This is a genomic window from Streptomyces sp. NPDC048565, assembly GCF_040650935.1.
GTDB lineage: Bacteria > Actinomycetota > Actinomycetes > Streptomycetales > Streptomycetaceae > Streptomyces.
Genome location: NZ_JBEZIH010000036.1, coordinates 31,508 through 55,319, shown reverse-complemented (window position 1 = coordinate 55,319; position 23,812 = coordinate 31,508). Strand labels below are relative to the sequence as shown.

At 69.9% G+C, this 23,812-nt stretch carries 22 protein-coding genes; 12 read left to right on the top strand and 10 right to left on the bottom strand.

Annotated elements, in window-relative coordinates:
• Positions 1-110 precede the first annotated feature (110 nt).
• Both AB0C75_RS32620 and AB0C75_RS32615 read left to right on the top strand, forming a co-directional pair.
• Positions 111-1,943, top strand: coding sequence for an FUSC family protein (locus tag AB0C75_RS32620; RefSeq protein ID WP_362895610.1), 1,833 nt, complete (start codon positions 111-113; stop codon positions 1,941-1,943).
• 24 nt (positions 1,944-1,967) lie between these two features.
• Entirely contained in the window at positions 1,968-2,345 is a 378-nt protein-coding gene (locus AB0C75_RS32615; RefSeq protein WP_362895608.1) for a VOC family protein, read from the top strand.
• 38 nt (positions 2,346-2,383) lie between these two features.
• On the opposite strand, the gene AB0C75_RS32610 is transcribed toward AB0C75_RS32615, so the two are convergent.
• The 3 genes from AB0C75_RS32610 to AB0C75_RS32600 all read right to left on the bottom strand — a co-directional run bounded on the left by AB0C75_RS32610 (position 2,384) and on the right by AB0C75_RS32600 (position 5,252).
• The gene (locus AB0C75_RS32610; RefSeq protein WP_362895606.1) at positions 2,384-2,725 is read right to left on the bottom strand and encodes a hypothetical protein; all 342 of its coding nucleotides are present in this window, start codon (positions 2,723-2,725) and stop codon (positions 2,384-2,386) included.
• Positions 2,726-2,763: 38 nt separating this feature from the next.
• On the bottom strand, positions 2,764-4,494 hold the full coding sequence (gene ctaD, locus AB0C75_RS32605; protein WP_362895604.1) for a cytochrome c oxidase subunit I: 1,731 nt from the start codon (positions 4,492-4,494) through the stop codon (positions 2,764-2,766).
• Between the two features lie 206 nt (positions 4,495-4,700).
• Positions 4,701-5,252 carry a glycoside hydrolase family 25 protein gene (locus AB0C75_RS32600; RefSeq protein ID WP_362895656.1) on the bottom strand — a complete coding sequence of 184 codons (552 nt, stop codon included), beginning with the start codon at positions 5,250-5,252 and terminating at the stop codon, positions 4,701-4,703.
• On the opposite strand from AB0C75_RS32600, the gene AB0C75_RS32595 reads away from it, so the two are divergent.
• The gene (locus tag AB0C75_RS32595; protein WP_362895603.1) at positions 5,244-6,101 is read left to right on the top strand and encodes an NAD(P)-binding domain-containing protein; all 858 of its coding nucleotides are present in this window, start codon (positions 5,244-5,246) and stop codon (positions 6,099-6,101) included. The genes AB0C75_RS32600 and AB0C75_RS32595 overlap by 9 nt on opposite strands.
• Positions 6,102-6,168: 67 nt before the next feature.
• Here the strand turns inward: AB0C75_RS32595 and AB0C75_RS32590 are convergent, their stop codons facing one another.
• Entirely contained in the window at positions 6,169-7,518 is a 1,350-nt protein-coding gene (locus AB0C75_RS32590) for a radical SAM protein (protein WP_362895601.1), read from the bottom strand.
• 143 nt (positions 7,519-7,661) lie between these two features.
• On the opposite strand from AB0C75_RS32590, the gene AB0C75_RS32585 reads away from it, so the two are divergent.
• Entirely contained in the window at positions 7,662-8,189 is a 528-nt protein-coding gene (locus tag AB0C75_RS32585) for an SRPBCC family protein (RefSeq protein ID WP_362895599.1), read from the top strand.
• Here the strand turns inward: AB0C75_RS32585 and AB0C75_RS32580 are convergent.
• Positions 8,137-9,573, bottom strand: coding sequence for an MFS transporter (locus tag AB0C75_RS32580; protein WP_362895597.1), 1,437 nt, complete (start codon positions 9,571-9,573; stop codon positions 8,137-8,139). The genes AB0C75_RS32585 and AB0C75_RS32580 overlap by 53 nt on opposite strands.
• Before the next feature lie 110 nt (positions 9,574-9,683).
• Here AB0C75_RS32580 and AB0C75_RS32575 point away from each other — a divergent pair, with 110 nt between their 5' ends.
• A complete protein-coding gene (locus AB0C75_RS32575; RefSeq protein WP_362895595.1) occupies positions 9,684-10,280 on the top strand; it encodes a TetR/AcrR family transcriptional regulator in 597 nt (198 codons plus the stop codon).
• A gap of 132 nt (positions 10,281-10,412) precedes the next feature.
• Positions 10,413-11,030 (top strand): TOPRIM nucleotidyl transferase/hydrolase domain-containing protein, encoded by a 618-nt coding sequence (locus AB0C75_RS32570; protein ID WP_362895593.1) that lies wholly within the window; start codon positions 10,413-10,415, stop codon positions 11,028-11,030.
• Here the strand turns inward: AB0C75_RS32570 and AB0C75_RS32565 are convergent.
• Positions 11,017-11,892 carry a pentapeptide repeat-containing protein gene (locus AB0C75_RS32565; RefSeq protein WP_362895591.1) on the bottom strand — a complete coding sequence of 292 codons (876 nt, stop codon included), beginning with the start codon at positions 11,890-11,892 and terminating at the stop codon, positions 11,017-11,019. The two genes, AB0C75_RS32570 and AB0C75_RS32565, sit on opposite strands and share 14 nt — an antisense overlap.
• Positions 11,893-12,020: 128 nt before the next feature.
• On the opposite strand from AB0C75_RS32565, the gene AB0C75_RS32560 reads away from it, so the two are divergent.
• From AB0C75_RS32560 to AB0C75_RS32540, 5 genes are all read left to right on the top strand, one after another.
• A complete protein-coding gene (locus tag AB0C75_RS32560) occupies positions 12,021-12,521 on the top strand; it encodes a hypothetical protein (protein WP_362895589.1) in 501 nt (166 codons plus the stop codon).
• A gap of 87 nt (positions 12,522-12,608) precedes the next feature.
• A complete protein-coding gene (locus AB0C75_RS32555; protein WP_362895587.1) occupies positions 12,609-12,836 on the top strand; it encodes a hypothetical protein in 228 nt (75 codons plus the stop codon).
• Positions 12,837-13,050: 214 nt separating this feature from the next.
• Positions 13,051-14,217, top strand: coding sequence for an L-rhamnose isomerase (rhaI, locus tag AB0C75_RS32550; protein WP_362895585.1), 1,167 nt, complete (start codon positions 13,051-13,053; stop codon positions 14,215-14,217).
• Between the two features lie 76 nt (positions 14,218-14,293).
• A complete protein-coding gene (locus AB0C75_RS32545) occupies positions 14,294-16,339 on the top strand; it encodes a bifunctional aldolase/short-chain dehydrogenase (protein ID WP_362895583.1) in 2,046 nt (681 codons plus the stop codon).
• An 82-nt stretch (positions 16,340-16,421) separates the two neighbouring features.
• Positions 16,422-17,903, top strand: a complete 1,482-nt coding sequence (locus tag AB0C75_RS32540) for a rhamnulokinase family protein (protein ID WP_362895581.1) — start codon at positions 16,422-16,424, stop codon at positions 17,901-17,903.
• A gap of 34 nt (positions 17,904-17,937) precedes the next feature.
• On the opposite strand, the gene AB0C75_RS32535 is transcribed toward AB0C75_RS32540, so the two are convergent.
• Positions 17,938-18,996: an enoyl-CoA hydratase/isomerase family protein gene (locus tag AB0C75_RS32535; RefSeq protein WP_362895579.1), complete on the bottom strand. Its 1,059-nt coding sequence runs from the start codon at positions 18,994-18,996 to the stop codon at positions 17,938-17,940.
• Positions 18,997-19,187: 191 nt separating this feature from the next.
• Between AB0C75_RS32535 and AB0C75_RS32530 the strand changes: the two genes are divergently transcribed.
• The gene (locus AB0C75_RS32530) at positions 19,188-21,281 is read left to right on the top strand and encodes a SpoIIE family protein phosphatase (protein ID WP_362895578.1); all 2,094 of its coding nucleotides are present in this window, start codon (positions 19,188-19,190) and stop codon (positions 21,279-21,281) included.
• 143 nt (positions 21,282-21,424) lie between these two features.
• Here the strand turns inward: AB0C75_RS32530 and AB0C75_RS32525 are convergent, their stop codons facing one another.
• From AB0C75_RS32525 to AB0C75_RS32515, 3 genes are all read right to left on the bottom strand, one after another.
• Positions 21,425-22,057: an LAETG motif-containing sortase-dependent surface protein gene (locus AB0C75_RS32525; RefSeq protein WP_362895576.1), complete on the bottom strand. Its 633-nt coding sequence runs from the start codon at positions 22,055-22,057 to the stop codon at positions 21,425-21,427.
• Between the two features lie 202 nt (positions 22,058-22,259).
• Positions 22,260-22,748, bottom strand: a complete 489-nt coding sequence (locus AB0C75_RS32520) for a GNAT family N-acetyltransferase (protein ID WP_362895574.1) — start codon at positions 22,746-22,748, stop codon at positions 22,260-22,262.
• 41 nt (positions 22,749-22,789) lie between these two features.
• Complete coding sequence (locus AB0C75_RS32515) at positions 22,790-23,770, bottom strand: DUF6397 family protein (RefSeq protein ID WP_362895572.1); 981 nt, start codon at positions 23,768-23,770, stop codon at positions 22,790-22,792.
• Positions 23,771-23,812: the final 42 nt, after the last annotated feature.

Here is a 23,812-nt window from a genome sequence, read left to right as displayed (position 1 = left end):
TGGAAACGGACAGGTAGCACACCCTCCACGTAAGGGATCTACGCTGGGCACGAGCCCAGGCCGAAGGCGTCCGCCGGCGATGTCGTCCCTGACCCGCGGACAGGAGCACGGTGCCCACGCCTTCCCTTCTTGCCTCTCGGCTTCCTCCCTGGCTCGCCCATGTGCTGCGCGCGCAGCGCGGACCGGTCCCGTGGAACGCGGTGCTGCGCGGAGGGCTGGCCGCACTGCCGCTGCTCGTGTCGGTTCTCGCCGAGCGGCCGAGCGCCGGGGTCCCCGCCGCGCTCGGCGCGATGCTGGCCGGCATCAACGACCGGCCCGGCAGCCGCCGTGCCTCGGTCGCCAGGCTGGGGTTGCCCGCCCTGGCGGGATCGGCGAGTCTGCTGCTCGGCACGGCGATCGCGACAGCAGTGGGAGACGGCCGGTCCATGGTCGTTCTGCCGCTCGTGTTCGGGCTGCTGGGTCTGGTCGCGGGAGCGGTCAGCTCGACGGGTCCGGTCGCGTCCGCGTGCGGTACGCAGGTTCTCGTCGCGGTCGTGATCGGTGCGGGCATGCCGCTGCCGGAGCCCGGGCCGGTGCGCGCGCTGCTGTTCCTGGCCGGTGCGGGATGGCTCCTCCTGCTCCGTCTGGCCCTGCCGTCGCCAGGGCGGCCCGGAAGCGGTCCGTACCGTTTCGACGGGGAGCGGGAGGCGGTCGCCGGGGTGTACGAGGCGGTGGCCCTGCTCCTGGAGGCCACCGGCGGCCCACGGGCTCGGGCAGGGCGCGCAGCGCTGAGTGCCGCGCTCGACCAGGCCCAGGACGCTCTTGCGGGGCCACGGCTGCGGCGTTACGCGAGCTCGGCGGCCGAGCGTCGGCTGCACGCCCAGTACGCGGCGGCGTTTCCGCTGGCCGAGGCCGCGACCGCGCTGGCGTGGGCCGGGTTCCCGCTGCCTGCGAGGATCGTGCAGGGCCCCCGAAGGCTGGCGGCAGCGGTGCGGGGCGGCGGACCCTGCGGACCGCTGGCCGCTCCTGCCAGGACGGATGCCGGACTGCGGGCCCTGGACGACGCCCTGCTGCGGGCCGCCGCGGTCTTCGACCGCCCTGCCGGTACTCCCCCGGGCAGCCGTGGCGCACGCTCGTACGTGTCCGGCCTGCGCCGGGCGTGGAGCGCGGCGGGGTACGAGTACGGTCTTCGGGTCGCGGTGTGCTGTGCGACGAGTACGGTCCTGGCGCAGTGGCTGCATCACGACCACTGGTACTGGCTGCCGGCCACGACCGTGTTCCTCGTCAAGCCCGATCTCGGGCCGCTGGTCTCGCGGGTGGTGTGCAGGGCGGTGGGCACGGTCGTGGGCGCTGCGGTCTTCGGGGCCGTGATCGTGCAGGTGCCGGGCCCCTTCCCGCTGATCGCGGCGGTGGCGCTGTGCGGCGCGCTTCTTCCGGTGGCCACCCGTCACTTCGCGGTGCAGACGGTGGTGGTCACCGTACTCGTGCTGTCTCTCGTCGTGCTGGGCGGCGAACCGCCCGCCTCCTGGGGGCGGGTGGTGGAGTCACTCCTCGCCTGTGCGACGGTGCTGCTCGTCGGACACCTCCCGCTGCCGGTTCGGCGGGGCCACGCCGTACGGGCCGCCCTCGACACGGCGGTGGGTGCGGCGCACCGCTATCTGGGTCATGTCCTGGAGGCCCGGGAGGATCACGCCGGAAGGGCGGCTCTGCGCCGGGACGCCTACCGCTCGTTGGCGGTGGCCCGTGCGGCGATCGACCGCTCGGCGGCCGAACTCCCTTCGGTGGCCAGGCACTCAGCCGGATCCGAGGGGGTCGCGGGCACGCTGGAGCAGCTCATCGACACCACGACGGCGTGCGCGGTGCAGTTGGACCGGCCCGCCGCCGAACTGCCCCCGCTCCACGCCGAGCTGCTTGCCTCGCATCTCGGCGAGCTCGACCGTGCGTGGGCGGTACCTGCCCGGTGAGCGCCGGTTCCTAAGATGCTGCGCATGATCGCTGAACTGCAGTGTGTGGTGCTGGACTGTCCCGATCCGGCGCGGCTGGCCGGGTTCTACGCGGCCGTGCTCGGCGGGGAGGCGGACCGGCCCGACAAGCGGTGGGCCCTCGGCGAGGACTGGGCGACGGTGCATACGCCGGCGGGGCTCGTCCTCTGCTTCCAGCGGGTCGGGGAGTACCGGCCTCCGAGGTGGCCGGACCCTGCTCACCCGCAGCGGTCCCACCTGGACTTCGCCGTCCCGGATCTGGACCGTGCCCAGGAGCAGGTTCTCGCGCTCGGGGCGACTCTGCTGGACCGAGGGGACGCTGCCCGTGGGTGGCGGGTGTTCGCGGATCCGGCCGGCCATCCGTTCTGTCTGCTGCGCCACTGACCTCGGGTGCCCGCCCGACCGGGCGCCCGAGGCCGGGTTCAGCGGCCGATCAGCGTCAGGGCGGTGCAGGTGCCTCCCACCGTGCCGACGGTCAGGACGCACAGGGCCACGCAGCGGGCCCTGAGCCGGTCGTAACGCGCGGTGTACTCGCCTCGGAGTTCCACGGCCCTGCCGGCGATCCTGGTGAGCGTCTCCCGGCAGACCTCCATCCGGTCCGCGGCGTAGACACGTTCCACGTCCGCACGCTGTGCGGTGGTGAGCCAGGGCAGTGCGTCGGTGAAGCGGCGTGCCTGTCGGCGGGCCTCCTCGACCTCGGCGTTCCAGAGCAGGTAGCCCTCCACCTGAGCCACGCCCCGGGCACTCTCCTTGTCCGGCTTCACGCGGTCCTCCTCCTCTCGACCCGTCGCTCCGGGCCTTCTTATACCTGCTTGTCTCCGGGGGACACGATGGCGGAATCGTGAGGGTGGGTGGCGGCTTCCTCGATGGCACGGACCGAGGGGTGGTGCAGGTCGAACGCGGGGGATTCGGAACGGATCCTCGGCAGGGTCAGGAAGTTGTGCCGCGGGGGCGGGCAGGACGTCGCCCATTCCAGCGAGCGGCCGTAACCCCAGGGGTCGTCGACCTCGACCTTCTTGCCGTACTTGGCGGTCTTCCAGACGTTGTAGAAGAAGGGCAGCATCGACAGGCCGAGCAGGAACGAGGAAATCGAGGAAACCGTGTTGAGGGCGGTGAATCCGTCGGCCGCGAGGTAGTCCGCGTAGCGGCGCGGCATACCCTCGACGCCGAGCCAGTGCTGCACGAGGAAGGTGCCGTGGAAGCCGATGAACAGCGTCCAGAACGTCATCTTCCCGAGCCGCTCGTCGAGCATCTTGCCGGTGAACTTCGGCCACCAGAAGTGGAATCCGGCGAACATCGCGAAGACCACGGTGCCGAAGACGACGTAGTGGAAGTGCGCGACCACGAAATACGAGTCGGAGACGTGGAAGTCCAGCGGCGGCGACGCCAGGATCACGCCGGTCAGACCACCGAATAGGAACGTGACCAGGAATCCGATGGACCAGAGCATCGGCGTCTCGAAGGACAACGACCCCCTCCACATCGTGCCGATCCAGTTGAAGAACTTCACACCGGTCGGCACCGCGATGAGGAAGCTCATGAAGGAGAAGAACGGCAACAACACACCGCCGGTGACGAACATGTGGTGCGCCCACACGGTCACGGAAAGCCCCGCGATGGCGATCGTCGCGGCGACGAGACCGACGTAGCCGAAGATCGGCTTCCGGCTGAAGACCGGAATGATGTCGGAGACGATTCCGAAGAACGGCAACGCGATGATGTACACCTCTGGATGCCCGAAGAACCAGAAGAGGTGTTGCCAGAGCAACGCACCACCGTTGGAGGCTTCGAAGATGTGTGCGCCGAATTTTCGGTCGGCCTCCAGCGCGAAGAGCGCGCCGGCCAGGACCGGGAAGGCCAGCAGGACCAGTACGCCGGTCAGCAGGACGTTCCAGGTGAAGATCGGCATGCGGAACATCGTCATGCCGGGTGCGCGCATGCAGATGATCGTGGTGAGGAAGTTGACCGAACCGAGGATCGTGCCGAAGCCGTTGAAGGCCAGACCCATGATCCACAGGTCGGCGCCCACGCCCGGCGAGTGAACCGCGTCGGTGAGCGGTGAGTAGGCGAACCAGCCGAAGTCGGCCGCGCCCTGCGGCGTGAGGAAGCCGGCCACGGCGATCAGCGAACCGAAGAGGTACAGCCAGTACGCGAACATGTTCAGCCGCGGGAACGCCACGTCGGGCGCGCCGATCTGCAACGGCATGATCCAGTTCGCGAACCCGTTGAACAACGGTGTCGCGAACATCAGCAGCATGATCGTGCCGTGCATCGTGAACGCCTGGTTGAACTGCTCGTTCGAGACGATCTGCGTACCCGGACGGGCCAGCTCGGCGCGCATGACGAGCGCGAGGACACCGCCGATGATGAAGAAGGCGAACGAGGTGACCAGATACAGCGTGCCGATGGTCTTGTGGTCGGTGGTGGTCAGCCAGCTGATGACCACGCTCCCCGGCTGCCGACGCCTCACAGGCAGTTCGTCCTCGTAGGTGTCATCGGCTTCCGCCGATACTGAGGGACCCCTCGTCGTCACTGCGGCACTCCTTCGGTCGACGGCCGATTGCGGACTCGGCGACCAGAATGGACTCCCCGCGGCGGTACCGCAGGTCATCTCCGTGCGCACTGCACCGGTGGCTGCCAAAGGGCACTCCACTGGCCGATGGGCGTGTTGTCCATGTTGACGGGTGGACGCTGCGCGCCCTCAGGAGCTCTCCGGGCTCTCAGGCGCGCGCCGCCCCCTCAAGCCGTGGCCCAGGCACGCATTTCCTTTCTCGATGAGAAGTCGGCCACGTTCTTGTCGAGTGGATCGTCGGTGTACTGGTGGATGCGCCAGTCGGCCTGGATCCGCGGTGCGCCCGCCTTGCCGTAGTCGGCGATCCAGAGTCCGTCCCCGGCGTACGAAGTCGTGTCGTAGTTGAGCCAGAAGGAGCGGTTGCAGTAGAGCAGGACACGGTGATGGGGCCTCAGCCTTTTCACCTCCCGGATGAAACTGTCCTTCTCCCCGTTGCTCGCGTGTGTCCCCTCACCCGTCTGTTCCCAGTCGACGGCGAGCAGGTCGCCCTCGCGCTCCGGTGTCCTGTCGAGGAAGTACGCCGCCTGCTCCTTCGTGTTTCCGGGCCAGAGGAAGTGGTAGAAGCCGACGACGCAGTCGGCGTCCCTGGCACGTTTCACCTGGCTCTTCAGTCTCGGATTGACGTAGGAACGACCCTCTGTCGCCTTGACGAGGACAAAGCTCGAGCCTGCCGTGTCGTAGTCCGTCTGGTAGGCGCTGACATCGACGCCGTGCAGCACAGGCACCACCTCCAAGTGGGGCATCGCGGTTCCGCTTCTCTCTCCCATACGTGCCCACCCGGAGCTCTCCCATCCGTCCCCCGGGCGGTGAACCGATCCGGCGCACCCGGAATAGTGGCTGTACCCCGGGGGTTGGTGTTCCGGCGAGACCCTTTCACTTCAGGCACTCGGCATCGGAAGGTCGGATTCATGAAGATCGGCATCATCGGGGCAGGCAACATCGGCGGGAATCTCACCCGGCGGCTCACCGCGCTCGGACATGACGTCTCGGTCGCCAATTCACGCGGGCCGGAGACTCTCGAGGCCCTCGCCGCTGAAACGGGTGCTGTGCCGGTCACGTCGGCCGAGGCGGCGCGGGGAGCACGGATCGTCGTGGTGACCGTCCCGCTCAAGGCGGTCCCGGACCTGCCCTCGGGCCTCCTCGACGGAGCGGCGGACGATGTCGCCGTCATCGACACGGGCAACTACTACCCGCAGCAGCGTGACGGACGTATCGCCGCTGTCGAGGACGGGCTCACGGAGAGCCGGTGGACCGAGCAGCAGATCGGCCATCCGGTGATCAAGGCGTTCAACGGCACGTACGCCCAGGACATCCTCGACAAGGGGCAGCCCCAGGGAGCTCCTGGCCGGCAGGCCCTGCCGGTCGCGGGTGACGACCCGGCGGCCAAGCAGACGGTCCGCGATCTGATCGACCAGCTGGGCTTCGACACCGTCGACGCGGGCGGCATCGACGAGTCCTGGCGCCAGCAGCCGGGCACGCCGGTGTACGGGAACCGGGGCGACGCCGAAGCCATCGCGAAGGCACTGGCCGACGCGTCCCCGGAACGCACCGCCGAGTGGCGCGCCTGACGAACTGCGGCCGCCGGGCGGCGCCGCGCACCGGGCGGGGGCCGGTGCGCGGCGCTCTGACCCGGGCTCAGCTCCCGGCGGGCAGGCTGTCCATGAACGAACTGACCGAGAACACGGCCTGTCCGGGGCCCGCGGGGCCGTAACCGGGCGGTGAGGAGAGGCCGTACTCCTCCATGGCCGAGCGATAGGCGTCGAGCAGCCTGATGTGGTACTCGAGGGGTGCGCCGTCGGGATTGGTCTTCCCCAGCGGGGTCGTGGGCTCGGGGCACCAGGTGGTGAAGCGCGGGGTGATGCCGTGCGACATGAAGAAGCGAAGGCCTTCGGTGGTCGAAGCGATGGCTTCGTCGACGGTCGTGAAGCCGAAGGGTTCGGCCATCTCCACTCCGGCGACGAAGTTGGGAATCACGTTCCGCGCACCGAAGACATCGGCGGAGTCGAGGATGCGGCGGTGCCATTCGTCGCGGCCGACATAGCGTTCCTTGCCCGGGCAGTACAGCTCGAACAGCCGTCGGTCCCACACCTCGTAGTTGGGGTGGTAGATCTGCACCCCGTAGTCGTGGAAGCGCTGGACGTCTGCCTTGGGGAGCGCCTGGGCGACGACCTTGCCGGTCCAGCGGCCGGGGAAGCGCTCCTCGATCGCCTTGGCGTAGTGCCCGTAGAAGTCGGCCTCGTCACGCCCCTGGATGTGGGAGGTGATGGCGCCGCCGGTGAGCGTGTAGGCGGTGGTCGTCCGCGCGGTGTCGTGGCGGTCGATGATCGCGAGGGCTTCGAGTACCTCCTCGACGTCCTTCACTCCGGTGTAGGGGCGGCCTGCCGCCTTGTGCTGGCGCCAGTTGTGGTTGATGTCGCAGTACTGGCACTCCTCCTTCGCGCCGAAGTACTGGCAGACCCTGAAGACCGTGAGATAGATCAGATAGCCCCACTGGATGGTGGGCGCCACCTCCATGACGGACTTTCCGTTGGCCAGGGTGTGCCGGTAGTAGTCCGGCATCGGCGGCAGGCCCACGTCGGAGATGCGGACGTTGTCGAGATAGAGCCCGAGGACGCCGTCGGGTCCCGACGCGACGCGGTACGGCGAGGCGGGATTGACCCGCACCGACACCACCGTGCGGCGGAGGTCGTAGGGGCCGCCGGTGAGCACGATCTCCTCGGGCGGGCGGCGCAGCGCGGCGGCTCCCAGTTCGGGCAGGGTGCCGTGGTCGAAGGAGAAGATGAAGTAGGACTTGGGTTTGATGTCCCCGTGCTCGTTGTCGCTGAGTGCGGAGTCATCGAACGCCATGCCGCCGCGCAGCAGGTCCTCCTTGAGGACGGCCTCTCTCGGTACATGGGGGAATCGCTCCATGAGCTGCTCCACCAGACGCGTCCGGTCGCCGGTGACGGTGGTGCGGGTAGGGCCGGGTTCGCTGGGGCTTGGCATGTGCGGGCTCCTCGGGTCCGGTGTTCTGGACGCTGTTGCGTGTAGGCCACACTGTCCAACGAACCAGCACCACCAAGTGTTCGCAGATGATCCGTCCGGCTCACCCGAGATGCCCGGCCGGCCCAGGACAAGGAGTACCTCTCATGCCCCGCACCATGTCCGTGTCGGACAGCATCCTGATCCGGGCCGCACCGTCCACGGTGTACGAACAGCTGAGCGACCCTACGGCGATGGGGCGATGGAGTCCGGAGAACCGGGGTGCTCGGGTGGTCGGGGAGCGCCGGGGAGCGCATGTCGGCATGGTGTTCGAGGGCCGCAACAAGCGCGGCTCGTTCCGTTGGACGACCAGGTGTACGGTGACGGCGGCCGACCCGGGTGAACGGTTCGCCTTCCGCGTGCACGCGATCGGGTTGCGACGTCCACTGCTGCCGGGCGCCATCGCACTGTGGGAGTACGGCTTCGAGTCGGTCGACGGCCTCACCCGGGTCACGGAGACATGGACCGACAACCGACGGTCCTGGCCCGACTTCCTGGCCGACGCCTTCGACCGGGTGGCGACGCGTGGACACACGTTCGCGGAATTCCAGCGCGGAAACATCCGTACGACGCTGGAGCGTCTCAAGACAGCTCTGGAGCAGGACGGTCCGGAGGCGTCGGGCCGGGGCGTGTGAGCGCGGGCGTGGCGAGGGCCGTGAGGATGGCGAGCACGGTGATCAGCGATGCCCAGACGAAGACCTGCGAGATGGTGTCGGCAGGCCCTGAGCCGTCGGTGAACGGGATGAGGAGCACGGCGAGTCCGACGGATCCTCCGACGGTGAGCGCGGTCTGCAGGATCCCTGCGGTGACGCCGGCGTGCTCGGGCGGTGCGGTGGTGAGAATGACCATGTTGAACGGGATGATCGCCAGGCCGACCCCGACACCGATCAGGACGATCTGCGGCAGCACTCCGGTCGCGTAGGAGCTGTCGCCGTCCAGCAGGGTCAGCCAGCCGACACCGGCCAGCACCACGACCAGACCTCCGACCGCTCTGATCTTCAGCTTCACGGTGGCGACGAATTTCGTCAGCACCTGCGTGCTCAGCAGCAGGGCGGCGCCGAACGGCAGGATCGCGAGACCGCTCTGCAGGGCGTTGAAGCCGAGGACGTTCTGGAGATACTGCACCAGGTAGATCAGGAAGCTGGTGAGGACCGCGGCGAGGAGCAGCAGGTCCACGAAGGCACCGGCCCTCGTGCGGTCGGCGAAGATCTCGCCCGGCAGCAGGGGTTCGACGGCGCGCCGGTCCACCACGAGCAGAACGGCCCACAGGACCACCGACGCGGCGAGCGCGCCGAGTGTGATGCCGTCCCCCCAGCCCCTCTCCGCCCCGTGCACGAGTCCGTGGACACCGGAGGTGACGGCGAGGGTGACCAGCAGGGCACTGGGCAGACCTAGCGAACGGGCCTGCGTGCTGTCGTCCTTGAGCCGCAGGGCGCGAAGACCGATCAGGATGATGACAAGACCTACGGGGACGTTGACCAGCAGGCTCCAGCGCCAGTCTCCCGCCCAGGTCAGCAATCCGCCCAGGACCATGCCCGCGGACGCGCCGAGGCCGGTCACCGTGGAGTAGAGGCCGAAGGCGCGCTGACGCCGCTCCCCCTCGAAGACGACGGCCAGCAGGGCCAGTCCGGTCGGTCCTGCGATCGCCGCGCCCGCTCCCTGGAGCACCCGGCCCACGAGCAGCACCTCCAGGTTGGGGGCGAGCCCGGCGAACAGGGACGCGATCACCACCAGGCCGATCCCACCCAGGAAGACCTTGCGGTGACCGAGCACGTCACCGAGGCGCCCGGCGAACAGGAGCAGCCCACCGAACGCCAGCAGGAAGGCGTTCGGGACCCAGGAACCGCTGGCGACGGAGACCCTCAGGTCGTCCTGGAGCGTGGGCAGGGCGACGTTCACGATCGTGCCGTCGAGCTGAAGCATGAACTCCGCCCCGACGACGGCCGTCAGGGCGAGAGCCCAGGGTCCCGAGGGCGACCTGGGTGCGGGAACGCCGTCCGGGACGGTGTCGGTGGTCATGGCTGTCCTCCGTGCTCAGCGGCCCGGGACTATAGTGAGAGGGCCTCAGGTTAAGGTGGGAACGCAGTTAACCTGAGGCACCCTCAGGTAGTCAAGTGGAGGCGGTACCCGTGCCAGATGCCCAGCCGTACATCGCGCGCCGTCCCAAGCGGGCGGACGGTGCCCGCAATTACGACGCGATCCTGTCCGCGTCCCGGAAGGCCTTCGAGACACAGGGCGCGGACGCCTCCTTGGAGGACATCGCCGGACAGGCGGGGGTGGCGATCGGCACGCTCTACCGGCACTTCCCCACCAGGGCGTCGCTGGTCGAGGCGGCCACCAGGGAGGGACTGGCGGACCTGATCAGCCGGGCCGAGGCACTGGCCGGCAGCGAGGACCCGCTGGAGGCCCTGGCCGAATGGATGCGAGGGGCCGTACGGCACTTCAGTACGTTCCGGGGACTCGTCGGCATCCTGACCCGGAGCATGTACGACGAGGGCACGCCGTCGCACGCCGCGTGCAGTGCCATGCACAGCGGCGGGGCACGCCTGCTGAAGGCCGCTCAGGACTCCGGTCAGGTACGCGAGGACCTCACACCCGACGAACTGTTCGACCTGATGAGCGGGGCCGCCTGGGTCCGGGAGAACGCCCCGGCCGGCCGCGACGGCAGCCCGCGATTCGTCCAGATGATCCTGGAAGGCATCGCGACCCGCCCGTCAACCGGCTGACCGTCGTGATTCGGCGAGGAGCCCTCACCTCGTCAAGGCGTCACGGCCACTTCGGCACGGGACACCTGCGGCGGCGGGAGGTCACGGAATGCCCGGTGCCGTTCGGGTCGGTGAACGTGCAGACTCACCCTCATGACGGAGATGCGCGCATTCCGGGACGCGGTCGGCCACTGGGCGACCGGCGGGCCCCGCGCACCGGCGAGTGATCTGGCTGCCCGGCTGAGGGTGCGGACGGCGGTGCTGCTCGAGGGGGCGAGCGACCTCGCGGCGGTCGAGGCACTGGCCGCTCGCCGCGGCCTGGACCTCGCGGCGGAAGGGGTGTGCGTCGTGGCGATGGGCGGAGCCATGAGTATCGGCCGCTACGCCGCTCTCCTCGGGCCGCCCGGCCTCGGGCTGCGGCTGAGAGGTCTGTGCGACGAGGGTGAACAGCGCTTCTACGACCGCGGTCTGCGACGGGCCGGGGCTTCGCAGGAGGGCTTTTTCGTCTGCGTGGCGGACCTGGAGGACGAACTCATCCGTGCGCTGGGCACCGCGCGGGCCGAGGAGGTGATCCGGGCCGAGGGCGACCTGCGGGCCTGGCAGACCTTCATGCGCCAGCCCGCACAGCACGGCCGGCCCCGGGAACAGCAGCTGCGGCGCTTCCTCGGCACGAAGAAGGGCCGCAAGATCCGCTACGGCCGTCTGCTGGTGGAGGCGCTCGGCCCCGGCGAGGTGCCGGCCCCTCTCGACGGCCTCGTCACGGGTCTGTGAGACGTTCAGGCGGTGGGCGGCGATCCTTCGACCAGTGTGAAGGCCGGGTCAGGGAGTCCGGCAGTTTTGTGGCCGCATTGCCTTTCGCCGCGTTCAACTGGGCCTGGGTGAGGAAGAGTGCGCCGGTGAGGTCCGCGTCGGAGAGGTCGGCGTCACGGAAGTCGGCGCCGATGAGCTCCGCACGGCGCAGGTCGGCCCCGCGCAGGTCGGCCGCGATGAGGTACGCCCCTCGGAGTTCCGCCCCGCGCAGGTCGGCACCTGTGAGCCGGGCGCCGATGAGATCGGTACCCCGTCGGCTGCGCTTACCACGCCGGGCGACGCCGGCGCGTTCCAACTTCCCGGCGCGCAACAGCAGCGCCGCGACCCCGTCGCGGTGTTCCGACACGTCCAGCTCCGCGAGATCCTCGGCGGGAAGACGGGTGAGCCCTTCGGTCGCGTCGAGGGACGCCCGGAGCTCGGCGTGCAGGCTCACGGCGGCCGGCAACGTGAGGGCTTCGGTCAGATACCACAGCAGTTCGTGCAGCTGTCTCATGACGGGGAAGACCTGGAACATCTGCTGGGCGGTGTCCGGGGAAGTCCGCCAGTCCCGGCCGGCGTACGTCTCCTGGGAGACCTTCTGGCCCGCGCCGAAACAGTCGTAGACCGTGCAGCCCGAGAAGCCGGCGGGCCTCAGTCTGGCGTGTATGCCGCAGCGGAAGTCCTCCGCCAGATTGGGGCAGGGGGTCCCCGCGTCCTTGTTGATCGCGAAGTCCGCCGAGGCGGTCAGCGTCAGCGCGACACAGCAGAGTCCGAAGCAGCTCGCGCAGTCGGCGCGCAGGGCCGTGCGTTCGGTGGCGGGCGGGCCGGCCGGGTCGTCTGACACGCGCGTGGTTCCTCCGGGTGTGCGGTATGCGCCAAGTTTACGGGTACCGACGGATGCGGCGGCACGGCCACTGTCGGTGGGTGGCCGCACACTTGGCGACAGGGCTCGGAACGGCGAGGGGACAGGACATGAGCGCGCCGCAGGGGCGGGACGGTGGATTCGAGCCCGCGACCGGGGACGGCCCCGGGGTGCACGAAGCCTCGGACGGGCGGGCCGCGGAGGTGCGGTCCGGCGAGGTGCGGGCCGCCTTCGAAGGGATGCTGCAGATCAGGCGGCTGACCGGTGCGGGGCGTCCGGATCCCGAAGGCGTGCCGGCGCCCTGGGAGCTGCACCGGCCGCTGCGGGCCGTGGCGTTGGCGCTGGAGGCCGGGGGTATACCCGCGTCGTCGGTCGGGCCGTCCGGGGCGCGGGCGGCCACGGGGTATCGCGTGTGCGAGGGCGAGGCGCCGGGCTCGGTGCGGGTCGAGTGGACGGGTCCGCCCGGCAGTGGTGCGGCCCATGACGAGGAGGAGGCGCTGGCCGGGTGCGCCTCGGTGCTGCGGCGGCTGGGGTGGACGGCCCTGCTGTACCGCGGGCCCCGCAGGCGACGCTTCCTCGAGGTCGAACCGCCGCCACAGGCACGGCCCTGAGGGGCCCTTCGTCGCTGCGCGCGAGGGCGTTGTCAGACCCATGGAGGATGCTTGACGGTCCGACACCTCTGACCGGGAGATGCTGAGATGCACCAAGCCGAAATCGCTGCGGCCCAGGCATACGTCCGTCTACTGGCCGCCACGCGCGCCGCACTCGCCGACCCGGCCGAAGCCCCTCTGTACATGCCGTTGCTCGCCTCCCCGATCGAGGAGGCCGACGAGGCACTGAAAAGCGCGGGCCTCGCGGGGAACGAGGACCGGCTGTTCACGCTCGTACGGAAGCTCCAGCCGAGTCTGACGGGTTCCGGGCACTGACCGTTCCCGGATGACGGTGGGTGCCGGCTCCCGGGAGGGGGCGGGCACCTCCGGAGAGCTCCCGCCCAGGGGCTCGATGAATTGATTCAAATCAAGAAGAAAGCTGACCAGCCGCTTGACTGTGTCTGCCCACAAACCTAGCGTACGTTCCGGATGAAACGATTCACATCCCGATCCTCACCGGTCGCCGGATGACTCTGCTTACGAGGTGTTCATGTCTGATGTGTCGGCCGTCAAGGCAGCTCTGAAGTCTCAGGTCATCGAGACACCCTCCTGGGGCTACGGCAACTCGGGGACCCGGTTCAAGGTCTTCGCCCAGCCCGGCGTCCCGCGTGACCCGTTCGAGAAACTGGCGGACGCCGCACAGGTGCACGCGGGCACCGGGGTCGCCCCGAAGGTCTCGCTGCACATTCCGTGGGACAGGGTGGACGACTACGCGGCGCTGACCCGGTACGCCGAGGGGCTCGGGCTACGGATCGGCGCGATCAACTCCAATGTCTTCCAGGACGACGACTTCAAGCTGGGCTCGGTCACCCACCCGGACCCGAAGGTCCGCCGCAAGGCCACCGATCATCTGCTCGAATGCGTCGACATCATGGACGCCACCGGCTCACCGGACCTCAAGCTGTGGTTCTCGGACGGCACCAACTACCCGGGCCAGGACGATATTTCGAGCCGCCAGGGCCGCCTGTCCGAGGCGCTCGCAGAGGTCTACGAGCGGCTCGGCGACGACCAGCGGATGCTGCTGGAGTACAAGCTCTTCGAGCCCGCGTTCTACACCACGGACGTCCCGGACTGGGGCACCTCCTACGCCCATTGCCTCAAGCTCGGGTCCAGGGCACAGGTCGTCGTCGACACCGGGCACCACGCACCGGGCACCAACATCGAATTCATCGTGGCCTTCCTGCTGCGTGAGGGAAAGCTCGGCGCTTTCGACTTCAACTCCCGCTTCTACGCGGACGACGACCTGATGGCAGGCGCCGCCGACCCTTTCCAGCTCTTCCGGATCATGCACGAGGTGGTCAAGAACGGCGGCCTGGAGCCCGAGACCAACGTGAATTTCATGCTCGACCAGTGCCACAACATCGAGGCCAAGATCCCGGCCGTGATCCGTTCGGTCACCAATGTCCAGGAAGCCACCGCCAAGGCGCTGCTGATCGACGCCGAGGCGCTGGCCGCGGCGCAACGGTCCGGGGATGTCCTTGCCTCCAACGGCGTGTTCATGGACGCGTTCAACACGGACGTACGCCCGCTGCTCGCCGAGGTCCGCGAGGAGCTGGGCCTGGCGCGCGACCCGTTCGCGGCCTACCTCGCCTCCGGCAACCAGGAACGCATCGCCGCCGACCGTGTCGGAGGCACGCAGGCAGGCTGGGGCGCCTGAGTCCCCGCTCCCCCGCCCTTGCGCGTCCAGCCGTCCCCGTGTCCGTACCCGCCCCGCTCTTCTCGAAGGAACCCTCATGACGTCCGCGACGCACGCCGAAGTCGCCGCGCTCCTGGAGCGCGCCCACCGGACCGGATCCGACCCGCGCAACACCAACTACGCCGGTGGCAACGCCTCGGTCAAGGCGGCGGAGACCGACCCGGTCACCGGTGGCGAAGCCGAACTGCTCTGGGTCAAGGGCTCGGGGGGCGACCTCGGGACGCTGACCGAAGCGGGGCTCGCCGTGCTCCGGCTGGACCGGGTGCGTGCGCTCAAGGACGTGTACCCGGGGGTGGAACGCGAGGACGAGATGGTCTCGGCGTTCGACTACTGCCTGCACGGAAGAGGTGGAGCGGCCCCGTCGATCGACACCGCGATGCACGCGCTGGTCGAGGCCGCGCACGTCGACCATCTGCACCCGGACTCCGGGATCGCCCTGGCGTGCGCGGCCGACGGCGAGAAGCTGACCGCCGAGTGCTTCGGTGACAAGGTCGCGTGGGTGGGGTGGCGTCGGCCCGGATTCCAGCTGGGTCTCGACATCGCGGCGGTGAAGGAGGCCAGTCCGCAGGCAGTCGGTGTCGTCCTGGGCGGTCACGGCATCACGGCCTGGGGTGACACCTCCGAGGAGTGCGAACGCAACGCCCTGTGGATGATCCGTACGGCCGAGACGTTCCTGGAGGAACACGGCAGGGCCGAGCCGTTCGGACCCGTACTCCCCGGCCGGGGAGCCCTGGGCGAGGAGGCGCGCCGGGAGCGGGCGGCGGCCCTCGCCCCGGTGATCCGGGGGCTGGCGTCCACGGACCGCCCGCAGGTCGGGCACTTCACCGACGCGCCCCCTGTGCTGGACTTCCTCGCACGCGCCGAGCACCCGCGTCTCGCTGCTCTCGGCACGTCGTGCCCTGACCACTTCCTCCGTACGAAGGTCAGGCCGCTGGTCCTCGACCTGCCCTCCGGTGCGCCGCTGGAGGAGGCGGTGGCCCGGCTCGGGGTGTTGCACGAGGAGTACCGGGAGGCGTATCGCGCGTACTACGAGCGCCACGCGGCGCCGGACTCGCCGGCGATGCGCGGAGCTGACCCGGCAATCGTGCTGGTGCCCGGTGTCGGCATGTTCTCGTTCGGCAAGGACAAGCAGACCGCCCGGGTCGCCGGGGAGTTCTACCTCAACGCCATCAATGTGATGCGGGGCGCCGAGGCCGTCTCCACGTACGCGCCGATCGAGGAGTCCGAGAAGTTCCGCATCGAGTACTGGGAACTGGAGGAGGCCAAGCTCCGCCGCATGCCGAAGCCGAAGGCGCTGGCCACCCGGGTCGCACTCGTCACCGGTGCGGGGTCGGGCATCGGCAAGGCCATCGCCCACCGGCTCGTCGCGGAGGGCGCCTGTGTCGTCGTCGCGGACCTGAACGCCGCGAGCGCCACGGCTGTCGCCGAGGAGCTCGGCGGCCTGGACAAGGCCGTCGCTGTGACCGTGGATGTCACGTCCGAGGAGCAGATCGCCGATGCGTTCAAGGCCGCCGCGCTCGCTTTCGGCGGTGTGGACCTGGTCGTGAACAACGCGGGCATCTCCATCTCCAAGCCGCTGCTGGAGACCACGGCCCGGGACTGGGATCTGCAGCACGACATCATGGCGCGCGGCTCCTTCCTGGTGTCCCGTGAGGCGGCGCGGGTGATGCGGGCCCAGGGTCTCGGCGGCGACATCGTCTACATCGCGTCCAAGAACGCGGTGTTCGCGGGCCCGAACAACATCGCGTACTCGGCCACCAAGGCCGACCAGGCACACCAGGTACGCCTGTTGGCCGCCGAGCTGGGCGAGCACGGCATCCGGGTCAACGGGGTCAACCCGGACGGGGTGGTGCGTGGCTCCGGAATCTTCGCGGCGGGCTGGGGGGCTCAGCGCGCGGCGACCTACGGGATCGAGGAGGAGAAGCTGGGCGAGTTCTACGCCCAGCGCACGATCCTCAAGCGGGAGGTGCTCCCGGAGCATGTCGCGAACGCCGTCTTCGCGCTGACTGGCGGCGATCTCACTCACACCACCGGCCTGCACATTCCCGTCGACGCCGGTGTGGCGGCGGCGTTCCTGCGCTGACCCTGTGCCACCGTGCCGCGCTCCGGGTGCCGCTGCGTGCACGCCCGGGCGCGGGCTTCGCCCTGATCGGATGAGATTCTCCATGTCTGCGACTTCACGGCACGACCCGGTGTTCGCCGCGGTGGACCTGGGCGCCACCAGCGGTCGGGTGATCACCGGCAGGGTCGGCCCCGGCGAACTGGAGCTGACCGAGGCTCACCGCTTCGCCAATACGCCCGTCCTGCTCCCCGACGGGCTGCACTGGGACGTACTCGCCCTGTACCAGGGGATGCTGGAGGGGCTGCGGGCGGCTGCGCACCGCGGTCCCGTGACCTCGGTGGGCATCGACACCTGGGCGGTGGACTACGGCCTCCTGGACGCGGACGGGGCGCTCCTCGGCCTCCCGTACCACTACCGCGACAGGCGCAACACCGCTGCCGCCGAGGAGGTCATGGCCCGTTTCGACGCACAGGAGCTGTACGGCGTCGGCGGCCTGCAGCATCTATCGTTCAACACGGTCTTCCAGCTGGCCGCCCACCGTGCGACGGCTCAGTGGCCGGCGGCCCGGACGCTGCTGCTGATGCCCGATCTGCTGGTGTACTGGCTGACGGGTTCGGTGGGTGCGGAAGTGACCAACGCGTCGACGACCGCTCTGTTCGACGCGCGGACCGGCCGGTGGTCCGATGCCCTGATCGGGCGGCTGGGTCTTGAGCGTTCGCTCTTCCCCGCGTTGCGCGAACCGGGCGGTCGGGCGGGGACCCTGCTTCCGCACGTCGCGGACTTCACCGGTCTGCCGGCGGACACGCAGGTGACGACCGTCGCTTCGCACGACACGGCGTCGGCGGTGGCAGCGGTCCCGGCCACCGGCCCGGGATGCGCCTATGTGTCCTGCGGCACCTGGTCGTTGGCCGGCCTCGAACTCGACGCACCCGTGCTGACCGAGGCGTCGAGGGCCGCGAATTTCACCAATGAACGCGGAGTGGACGGCACGGTGCGCTATCTCCGCAACATCATGGGGATGTGGCTGCTGGAGGAGTGCCGTCGTACGTGGGAGCGCGAGGGCACGCCGACGAGCCTCGCGGTTCTCCTCGCCCATGCCGGGCGCGCACGGCCGTTCGCCGCAGTGATCGATCCGGACGACCCGGTGTTCCTGGCTCCCGGTGACATGCCGTCGCGGATCCGCGCCGCTCTCTCCCGGACCGGGCAGGCGACGCCCGACGGTCCCGGCGGGTATGTGCGGTGCGTGCTGGAGAGCCTCGCGCTTGCCCACCGCAGGACGCTGCGCGAGGCCGCGGAGCTGGCCGGGCGAGAGCTGACGCGCATCCATCTCGTGGGCGGGGGTTCGCGCAACGAGCTGCTGTGTCAGTGGACCGCGGACGCCTCCGGTCTGCCGGTCACCGCGGGGCCCGCCGAGGCCACGGCCCTCGGCAATGTGCTGCTCCAGGCGCGGGCCCACGGTCTCGTGGGCGGGCTGACGGACATGCGGAGGCTGGTCGCCCGCACGCAGGAACTGCGCCACTACACCCCGCGGGGGGACCCGGGGGCGTGGGACCGTGCGGCTGACCGGCTGACCGGACGCGGGTGAGCGCCCTTACCCCGGTGGGGTGAAGGCGCGAGGGTCAGATCGAGGACAGGCCCAGTTCCTGGGCTCCGAGCGGCTCGAAGTAGCGGGCGACCTCGGCGGCGGTGACGTCGCCCGGGTCGGCGGGGCTCCAGCGCGGGGCACGGTCCTTGTCGATGATCCGGGCGCGCACGCCCTCGACCAGGTCATGCCCGTCGAAGGCCCGGCAGGAGACACGGAACTCCTGGTCGAGAGCGGCTTCGAGGGTGCCGAGCCGCCCTGCCCGGCGCACGGCGGACAGAGTGACCTTGAGCGCGGTGGGTGATGCGGCGAGGAGGCCGTCGGCGGTCTCCTTCGCGGCGGGCAGTCCGCTGTTCAGCAGCCGGTCGATGATCTCCTCGACACTGTCGGCGGCGTAGCAGTCGTCGATCCATGCGCGGTGGGCGTCCAGTTCGCCCTCCGGCGCTTCGGTCGCGTGCTGCCGCACGGTGTCCGTGATCTCGGCGGGTGTCGCGCTCGGGGCGAGCGCGGCGGTGAGGTCGGCGAGGCGGTGCGACGGGACGAAGTGGTCGGCCAGTCCGCACAGGATGGCGTCGGCCGCGCCGATGGCACGGCCGGTGAGTGCGAGGTGGGTGCCGAGGTGGCCCGGCGCCCCGGCCAGCAGGTGGGTGCCCCCGACGTCGGGAACGAAGCCGATTCCGGTCTCGGGCATCGCGACGCGTGAGCGCTCGGTGACGACGCGCACGTCGCCGTGCGCCGATACGCCGACCCCGCCGCCCATCACGATGCCGTCCATGAGCGCCACGTACGGTTTGGGGAACCGGCCGATGCGGGCGTTGAGGCGGTACTCGTCACGCCAGAAGTCCACGGAGGCGCGGCGGCCCGCTCGGGCGTCCTCATAGATCGAGCGGATGTCGCCGCCGGCGCAGAGGCCGCGCTCCCCCGCGCCGCTGATCACGACGGCGGTGACCTCGTCGTCGTCCGCCGCACCGGTGAGCGCCTCGTCGATTCCGCGCACCATGGTGTGGGTGAGGGCGTTCAGGGCCCGGGGGCGGTTGAGGGTGATGTGCAGGATGCGGCCCTCGGTGTGCAGCAGGACGGGCTCGTCGTCATTCATGTGTGCGCTCCGGTCAGCCGTGGACGATCTCTGCGTGCCATTCTGCGACGCCCCTGTCGGGGTCCCGCCGCCGGGTCTCCCGTGAACCGCTGTGGCACTCCGCCATCGCGGGCTCGACAATTGGCACTCACGGGCCGCGACGTCCAGCAGCCCCGCCGGACGACCTCCGGAGCAGGGATGACGGAGCAGGTATGACCGACCCTTCATGGCGAGCGGACGACGACTCGGCGTCGCGGCTCCTGTCCGAACGGCATCACGCGGACGGGACCGCCATCGCGGAGCGCCTCGCCATGAACCGCACCGGCAGCTTCGAATGGGATCTGGACGCCCGGACGCTGGATATCGACGAGGCGGGGCTGCTGGTGTTCGGCCTGGATCCCGAGACGTTCGACGCCCGACCGGGGGTGGTGCTCGAACGTCTGGACGAACCCGATCGTGCGCGCCTGGACGTCACCATCGACGAGGCGATCTCCGGCGGGAGCAGTTCCTACAGCGTTCACTTCCAGGTGCCCCTGGAGGACGGGACCCGCCAGTGGACGCATGTCCAGGCAAGGATCCTGCGGTCGGAGGACGGCCGGGCACACCGTGTCATCGGTGTGGTGCGGGACGCGACGGCCGAGGTCACCCATTCGGCCTTCGTGCTGGATCTGGAAAAACGCCGCCGCCGCCAGACGAGCATCGTCGAGCGCACGACCGCCGCGATGTCACGCGCGGTGACCGTGGACGACGTCACCGCCGCGCTCACCGGCCCGGGCGGTCTGGCGGGGATCGGTGCGGACGGGTTGGCGCTCGGGCTGGTGGAGAATTCCGCGCTCAAGATCATCGCGCTCAGCGGTGAGTCGGTGGAAGTCCTCCAGGGCCTGGGCTCCGGGCAGCTCGACGCGACGCTTCCCTTCGGGGACACCGTCCTCAGCGGGCGCCCCCGGTTCATCACCTCGCTCGGTTCCCTGATCCGGCGCTATCCCGCGCTCGAACCGCACATCGGCGAGCTGAACTTCCAGGCGGTCGCCTATCTTCCGCTGATAGCGCAGGCCCGCTCCCTGGGCGGACTCGCCCTCTTCTACCGTCAACGCACCGCGTTCAGCGCGGACGAGAGAAACCTCTGCCTGGGGCTGGCCGCCATCGTCGCCCAGTCCCTGCAGCGGGCGATCCTCTTCGACGAGGAGCGCGAATTCGCCACCGGGCTCCAGTCGGCCATGCTTCCGCGACGGATCCAGGAGATCGAGGGCGGCGAGATCGCGGTCCGCTACCACACGGCGTGGAGCGGGCGCGAGGTCGGCGGCGACTGGTACGACGTGATCACGCTTCCCCGGGGCCGGATCGGCGTCGTGGTGGGCGATGTGCAGGGACACGACACACACGCCGCGGCGATCATGGGCCAGCTGCGCATCGCCCTGCGCGCGTACGCGGCCGAGGGGCACCCTCCGGCGACCGTGCTGGCGCGGGCCTCCCGCTTCCTCGCCGAGCTGGACACCGACCGGTTCGCGACGTCGACGTACGCCCAGGTGGATCTCGCCACGGGGGCGGTGCGCGTGACGCGCGCCGGACACTTCGGGCCGCTGATCAGGCACACCGACGGGCGGGTCGGGGTCCCTCAGGTACGCGGCGGCCTGCCGCTGGGGATCTCCACGGACTTCCGGGACGAGGAGTATCCGGAGACCCGTCTCGATCTGGTACCCGGTGAGACCCTCGTCCTGTACACCGACGGGTTGGTCGAGGAGCCGGGTGCCGATGTCGATGTGGGGGTCGCTGCCCTGATCCACGAGGTGAGCGGCGGACCTGACGGCGCCGAGGCGCTGGCCGATCATCTGTCGGACCGGCTGTGGGAGCGGTGGGGGTCGGGCGACGACGTGGCGCTGCTGGTGCTGCGGCGCAGCCCTGATCTCGGATCTCCGAGTGCACCCAGGCTGCACCAGTACGTCCATCAGGCGGATCCGCAGGGGCTGTCGGAGGCCAGGTCCATCGTGCGTCAGGCGCTGACGGACTGGGACCTCGCCGACCTGGCGGACGACGCGGAGCTGGTCACCGGGGAGTTGCTGGTCAATGTGCTGCTGCACACGGAGGGCGGGGCGGTACTGACTCTGGAGGTGCTGCCGGAGCCCGTTCGGCGCATCAGACTGTCCGTGCAGGACCGCTCCAGCGTCTGGCCGCGACGCCGTACTCCGGGCGAGACATCGACCTCGGGACGTGGCCTGCTGCTTCTCGACGCGGTCTCCGTGCGCTGGGGCATCGAACCCAGGGGCGAGGGCAAGGCCGTCTGGTGCGAGATCGGCCCCGTCCGCTGACCATGGCTGAAGGCCGACGGCTGCCGCTGCCGTCGGAGGCGTACTGGAACACGACGGGGCGTACCGCAACGGAGTCGATGCGGTACGCCCCCACCCGGCGCGCCGGTGTTCTGCCAGCGCCGCGCCGGGATGCCGTGAACGCGTCAGTGCTGCGCGGTGCGGCGCTTCCGGACGGACCACAGGATGCCGCCACCCGCGAGCAGGACCGCGGCAGCGGCTCCGCCGATCACGGGCGTGGCGGACGACGAACCGGTCTCGGCCAGGTCGGGCCCGCTGCTGCTCGGCTCCGCGGGGGCGGGCGCGGCCTCAGTGGGGGTCTTGCTCGGCGCGGGGGTCTCCGAGGCCGGCGGCTCCGTGCTCGGGGTCTCCGAAGGCGTCGCCTCGGTCGGGGTGGGCGACGGGGTGTCGTCCTCACACACCGGAGCGGTCTTCGTGTCGTCGACTGAGTACTTGTCGTCGTCCCCGGCCTTGACGACGAGGCGGACGGTCAGCTCCTTGTCGTGCTTCGGGAGCTGGAGCGGCGCCTTCGTGCTGAAGTCCCGGCCGAACTGGGTCGTGGCAAGCAGATCGTCGCCGCCCACGACGGACACGGTCACCTCATTGGTGGCGTCGCCCGAGTAGGCCGTCAGGTTGAGCGTCACGTCGGAGCAGGTCACGGCCCAGGTGGGGGTGTGAGCTGCGGCCGGACTTGCGGAGAGGACCCCGCCGGCCAGGCCGACTACCGCGGCGGCCGCGAATGCTCCCGCGCCGCGCCACGATCTCCTGCGTATGGTCATGGATTCTTCCTCCATATGAGTTCCCCGCTGGGATGGCGGTGGGGCGCACAGTACTGCCCCGCGGCCCAGGGGTCGCACTCGCCCCATGTTTCAGCGATGTGTCAACCCGGCCCACATCACCGCTACTTGGGACATGACGGACAGCGCAGGATGGCCGGAAGCAACTGCCTCACCGGTGCCGCGGCGGCCTGTGAGGTTGAATTCAGAGGGACTTGTGCATGATGTGCAGACCCACGTAGCCCTGGGTGGGATGATTGAACCCCTCGGGCAGCGTGCCGATGATCTCGAAGCCGAGGGAGCGGTACAGCCGCACGGCATGGGTGTTCGTCTCGGTCACGGCGTTGAACTGCATGGCGCGGTACCCCGCCGCACGTGCCCAGTCCACCGTGTACGCGCAGAGGGCTCTGCCCACGCCCTTGCCGGAGTGCTCCGGGGCGACCATGTAGCTGGCACTGGCGATGTGCGAGCCATTGCCCATGTGATTCCTGTTCATCTTGGCCGTCCCGAGGACGCTTCCGCCGCCGTCGACCGCGACAACTGTGCGATGGGGCTCCGGGAGGAGCCACCAGTCCCGGGCCGTGTCCTCACCGAGGTCCACGGGGTAGGTGAAGGTCTCGCCGGCAGCGACGATGACGTGGAAGAACGGCCAGATGGCGGGCCAGTCCTTGTCGGTGGCCTCTCTGATCAACATGGTGGCCAAGATGCCCGGGCCGGCAGCCCCGCGCAATCGCTTTAGCGGTCTCTTCCCCCCGCTCCGCGCAGGCCGATCCGGCCCAGCAGCCCTCGCCCGGTGCCGGCCCTCGCTCCGGAGCGGCGGGAGGTCAGCAGCCCCGGAGCGGGACGGCCCCGAACAGCGCGGGCCGGAGCGGGGCGAGAGGGGACAGGGCGAGCCGGCACGGGGCGGAGCGCGGGGTCGTATCCGGGGCGCGGGGCGGGGCGGACTTCACGCGCCTGTTCCAGCTCCAGCGCCAGATTCACCCGGCGCCAGAGGATCTCGTCCGGGTCGTCCGCCAGCATCAGCCTCTCCATCGCCTCCCTCCCGGATGCCGACCCCGGCCGGCCGAAGGCGGCGTCCGGCCGGACCCGGGCCAGGTAGGCGCGCTCGTAGGGGTCCTCCACCACCTCTGCGAGCTGGACCGGATCGAGAGCGGACGCCTGCAGGGCCGCGCGCGTCCATGGGTCTTCCGTGCGCTTCAGCAGCCGGTCGGTCCTGCGTGAACGCCAGTTGCGCGCACGGTGGTCGGTGCCGGCCTCCAACATGGTCCGCATACCCGCCGGGCTCTTCCCCACGATCAGATCAGGCTCTTTCGCGGCGAAGGCGAGGAGCTCATCCACCAGATAGAGCCAGACCACCGCGCGGTAGCGGTTCAGGCAGAACGCGACCGGTGAGACGCACCCGATGCGGGCCAGGCCGGTGAAACGCACCGGGCCGACTCCGAGCAGCTTGGCGCCTTCCGCTGTGCCCGCCGTACGCACCTGGTCCTTGAGCTGTCCCGGAAAACCCGGCAGAGCACGCAGCCGCTCGATCTCCTGCTGCCGGATGCGCGGCCTGCCCACGCCCGTCACCGGCTCCGCACCGATCAGCCCCAGATGGACGGCGAGGTCGAATTCGCCGCGTTTCAACGTCAGTTCCTGAGCCGCGCGTCCTGCGGTGACGCAACTGAGCTCCGGCGTGCCTGCGGTGTGCGTGCGCGTGGCTTCCGTAACGGCCATGGCCGTCCTCCCCCGTGAGGTCGAATACTCTGTGTGACCACG

Excerpts from the sequence above, each read along its gene's own strand:
- AB0C75_RS32615 (WP_362895608.1), top strand. The coding sequence starts at position 1,968 with ATGATCGCTGAACTGCAGTGTGTGGTGCTGGACTGTCCCGATCCGGCG.
- AB0C75_RS32590 (WP_362895601.1), bottom strand. The coding sequence starts at position 7,518 with ATGCCAAGCCCCAGCGAACCCGGCCCTACCCGCACCACCGTCACCGGC.
- AB0C75_RS32585 (WP_362895599.1), top strand. The coding sequence starts at position 7,662 with ATGCCCCGCACCATGTCCGTGTCGGACAGCATCCTGATCCGGGCCGCA.
- AB0C75_RS32580 (WP_362895597.1), bottom strand. The coding sequence starts at position 9,573 with ATGACCACCGACACCGTCCCGGACGGCGTTCCCGCACCCAGGTCGCCC.
- AB0C75_RS32570 (WP_362895593.1), top strand. The coding sequence starts at position 10,413 with ATGACGGAGATGCGCGCATTCCGGGACGCGGTCGGCCACTGGGCGACC.
- AB0C75_RS32560 (WP_362895589.1), top strand. The coding sequence starts at position 12,021 with ATGAGCGCGCCGCAGGGGCGGGACGGTGGATTCGAGCCCGCGACCGGG.
- AB0C75_RS32555 (WP_362895587.1), top strand. The coding sequence starts at position 12,609 with ATGCACCAAGCCGAAATCGCTGCGGCCCAGGCATACGTCCGTCTACTG.
- rhaI (WP_362895585.1), top strand. The coding sequence starts at position 13,051 with ATGTCTGATGTGTCGGCCGTCAAGGCAGCTCTGAAGTCTCAGGTCATC.
- AB0C75_RS32545 (WP_362895583.1), top strand. The coding sequence starts at position 14,294 with ATGACGTCCGCGACGCACGCCGAAGTCGCCGCGCTCCTGGAGCGCGCC.
- AB0C75_RS32540 (WP_362895581.1), top strand. The coding sequence starts at position 16,422 with ATGTCTGCGACTTCACGGCACGACCCGGTGTTCGCCGCGGTGGACCTG.
- AB0C75_RS32535 (WP_362895579.1), bottom strand. The coding sequence starts at position 18,996 with ATGAATGACGACGAGCCCGTCCTGCTGCACACCGAGGGCCGCATCCTG.
- AB0C75_RS32530 (WP_362895578.1), top strand. The coding sequence starts at position 19,188 with ATGACCGACCCTTCATGGCGAGCGGACGACGACTCGGCGTCGCGGCTC.
- AB0C75_RS32525 (WP_362895576.1), bottom strand. The coding sequence starts at position 22,057 with ATGACCATACGCAGGAGATCGTGGCGCGGCGCGGGAGCATTCGCGGCC.
- AB0C75_RS32520 (WP_362895574.1), bottom strand. The coding sequence starts at position 22,748 with ATGTTGATCAGAGAGGCCACCGACAAGGACTGGCCCGCCATCTGGCCG.
- AB0C75_RS32515 (WP_362895572.1), bottom strand. The coding sequence starts at position 23,770 with ATGGCCGTTACGGAAGCCACGCGCACGCACACCGCAGGCACGCCGGAG.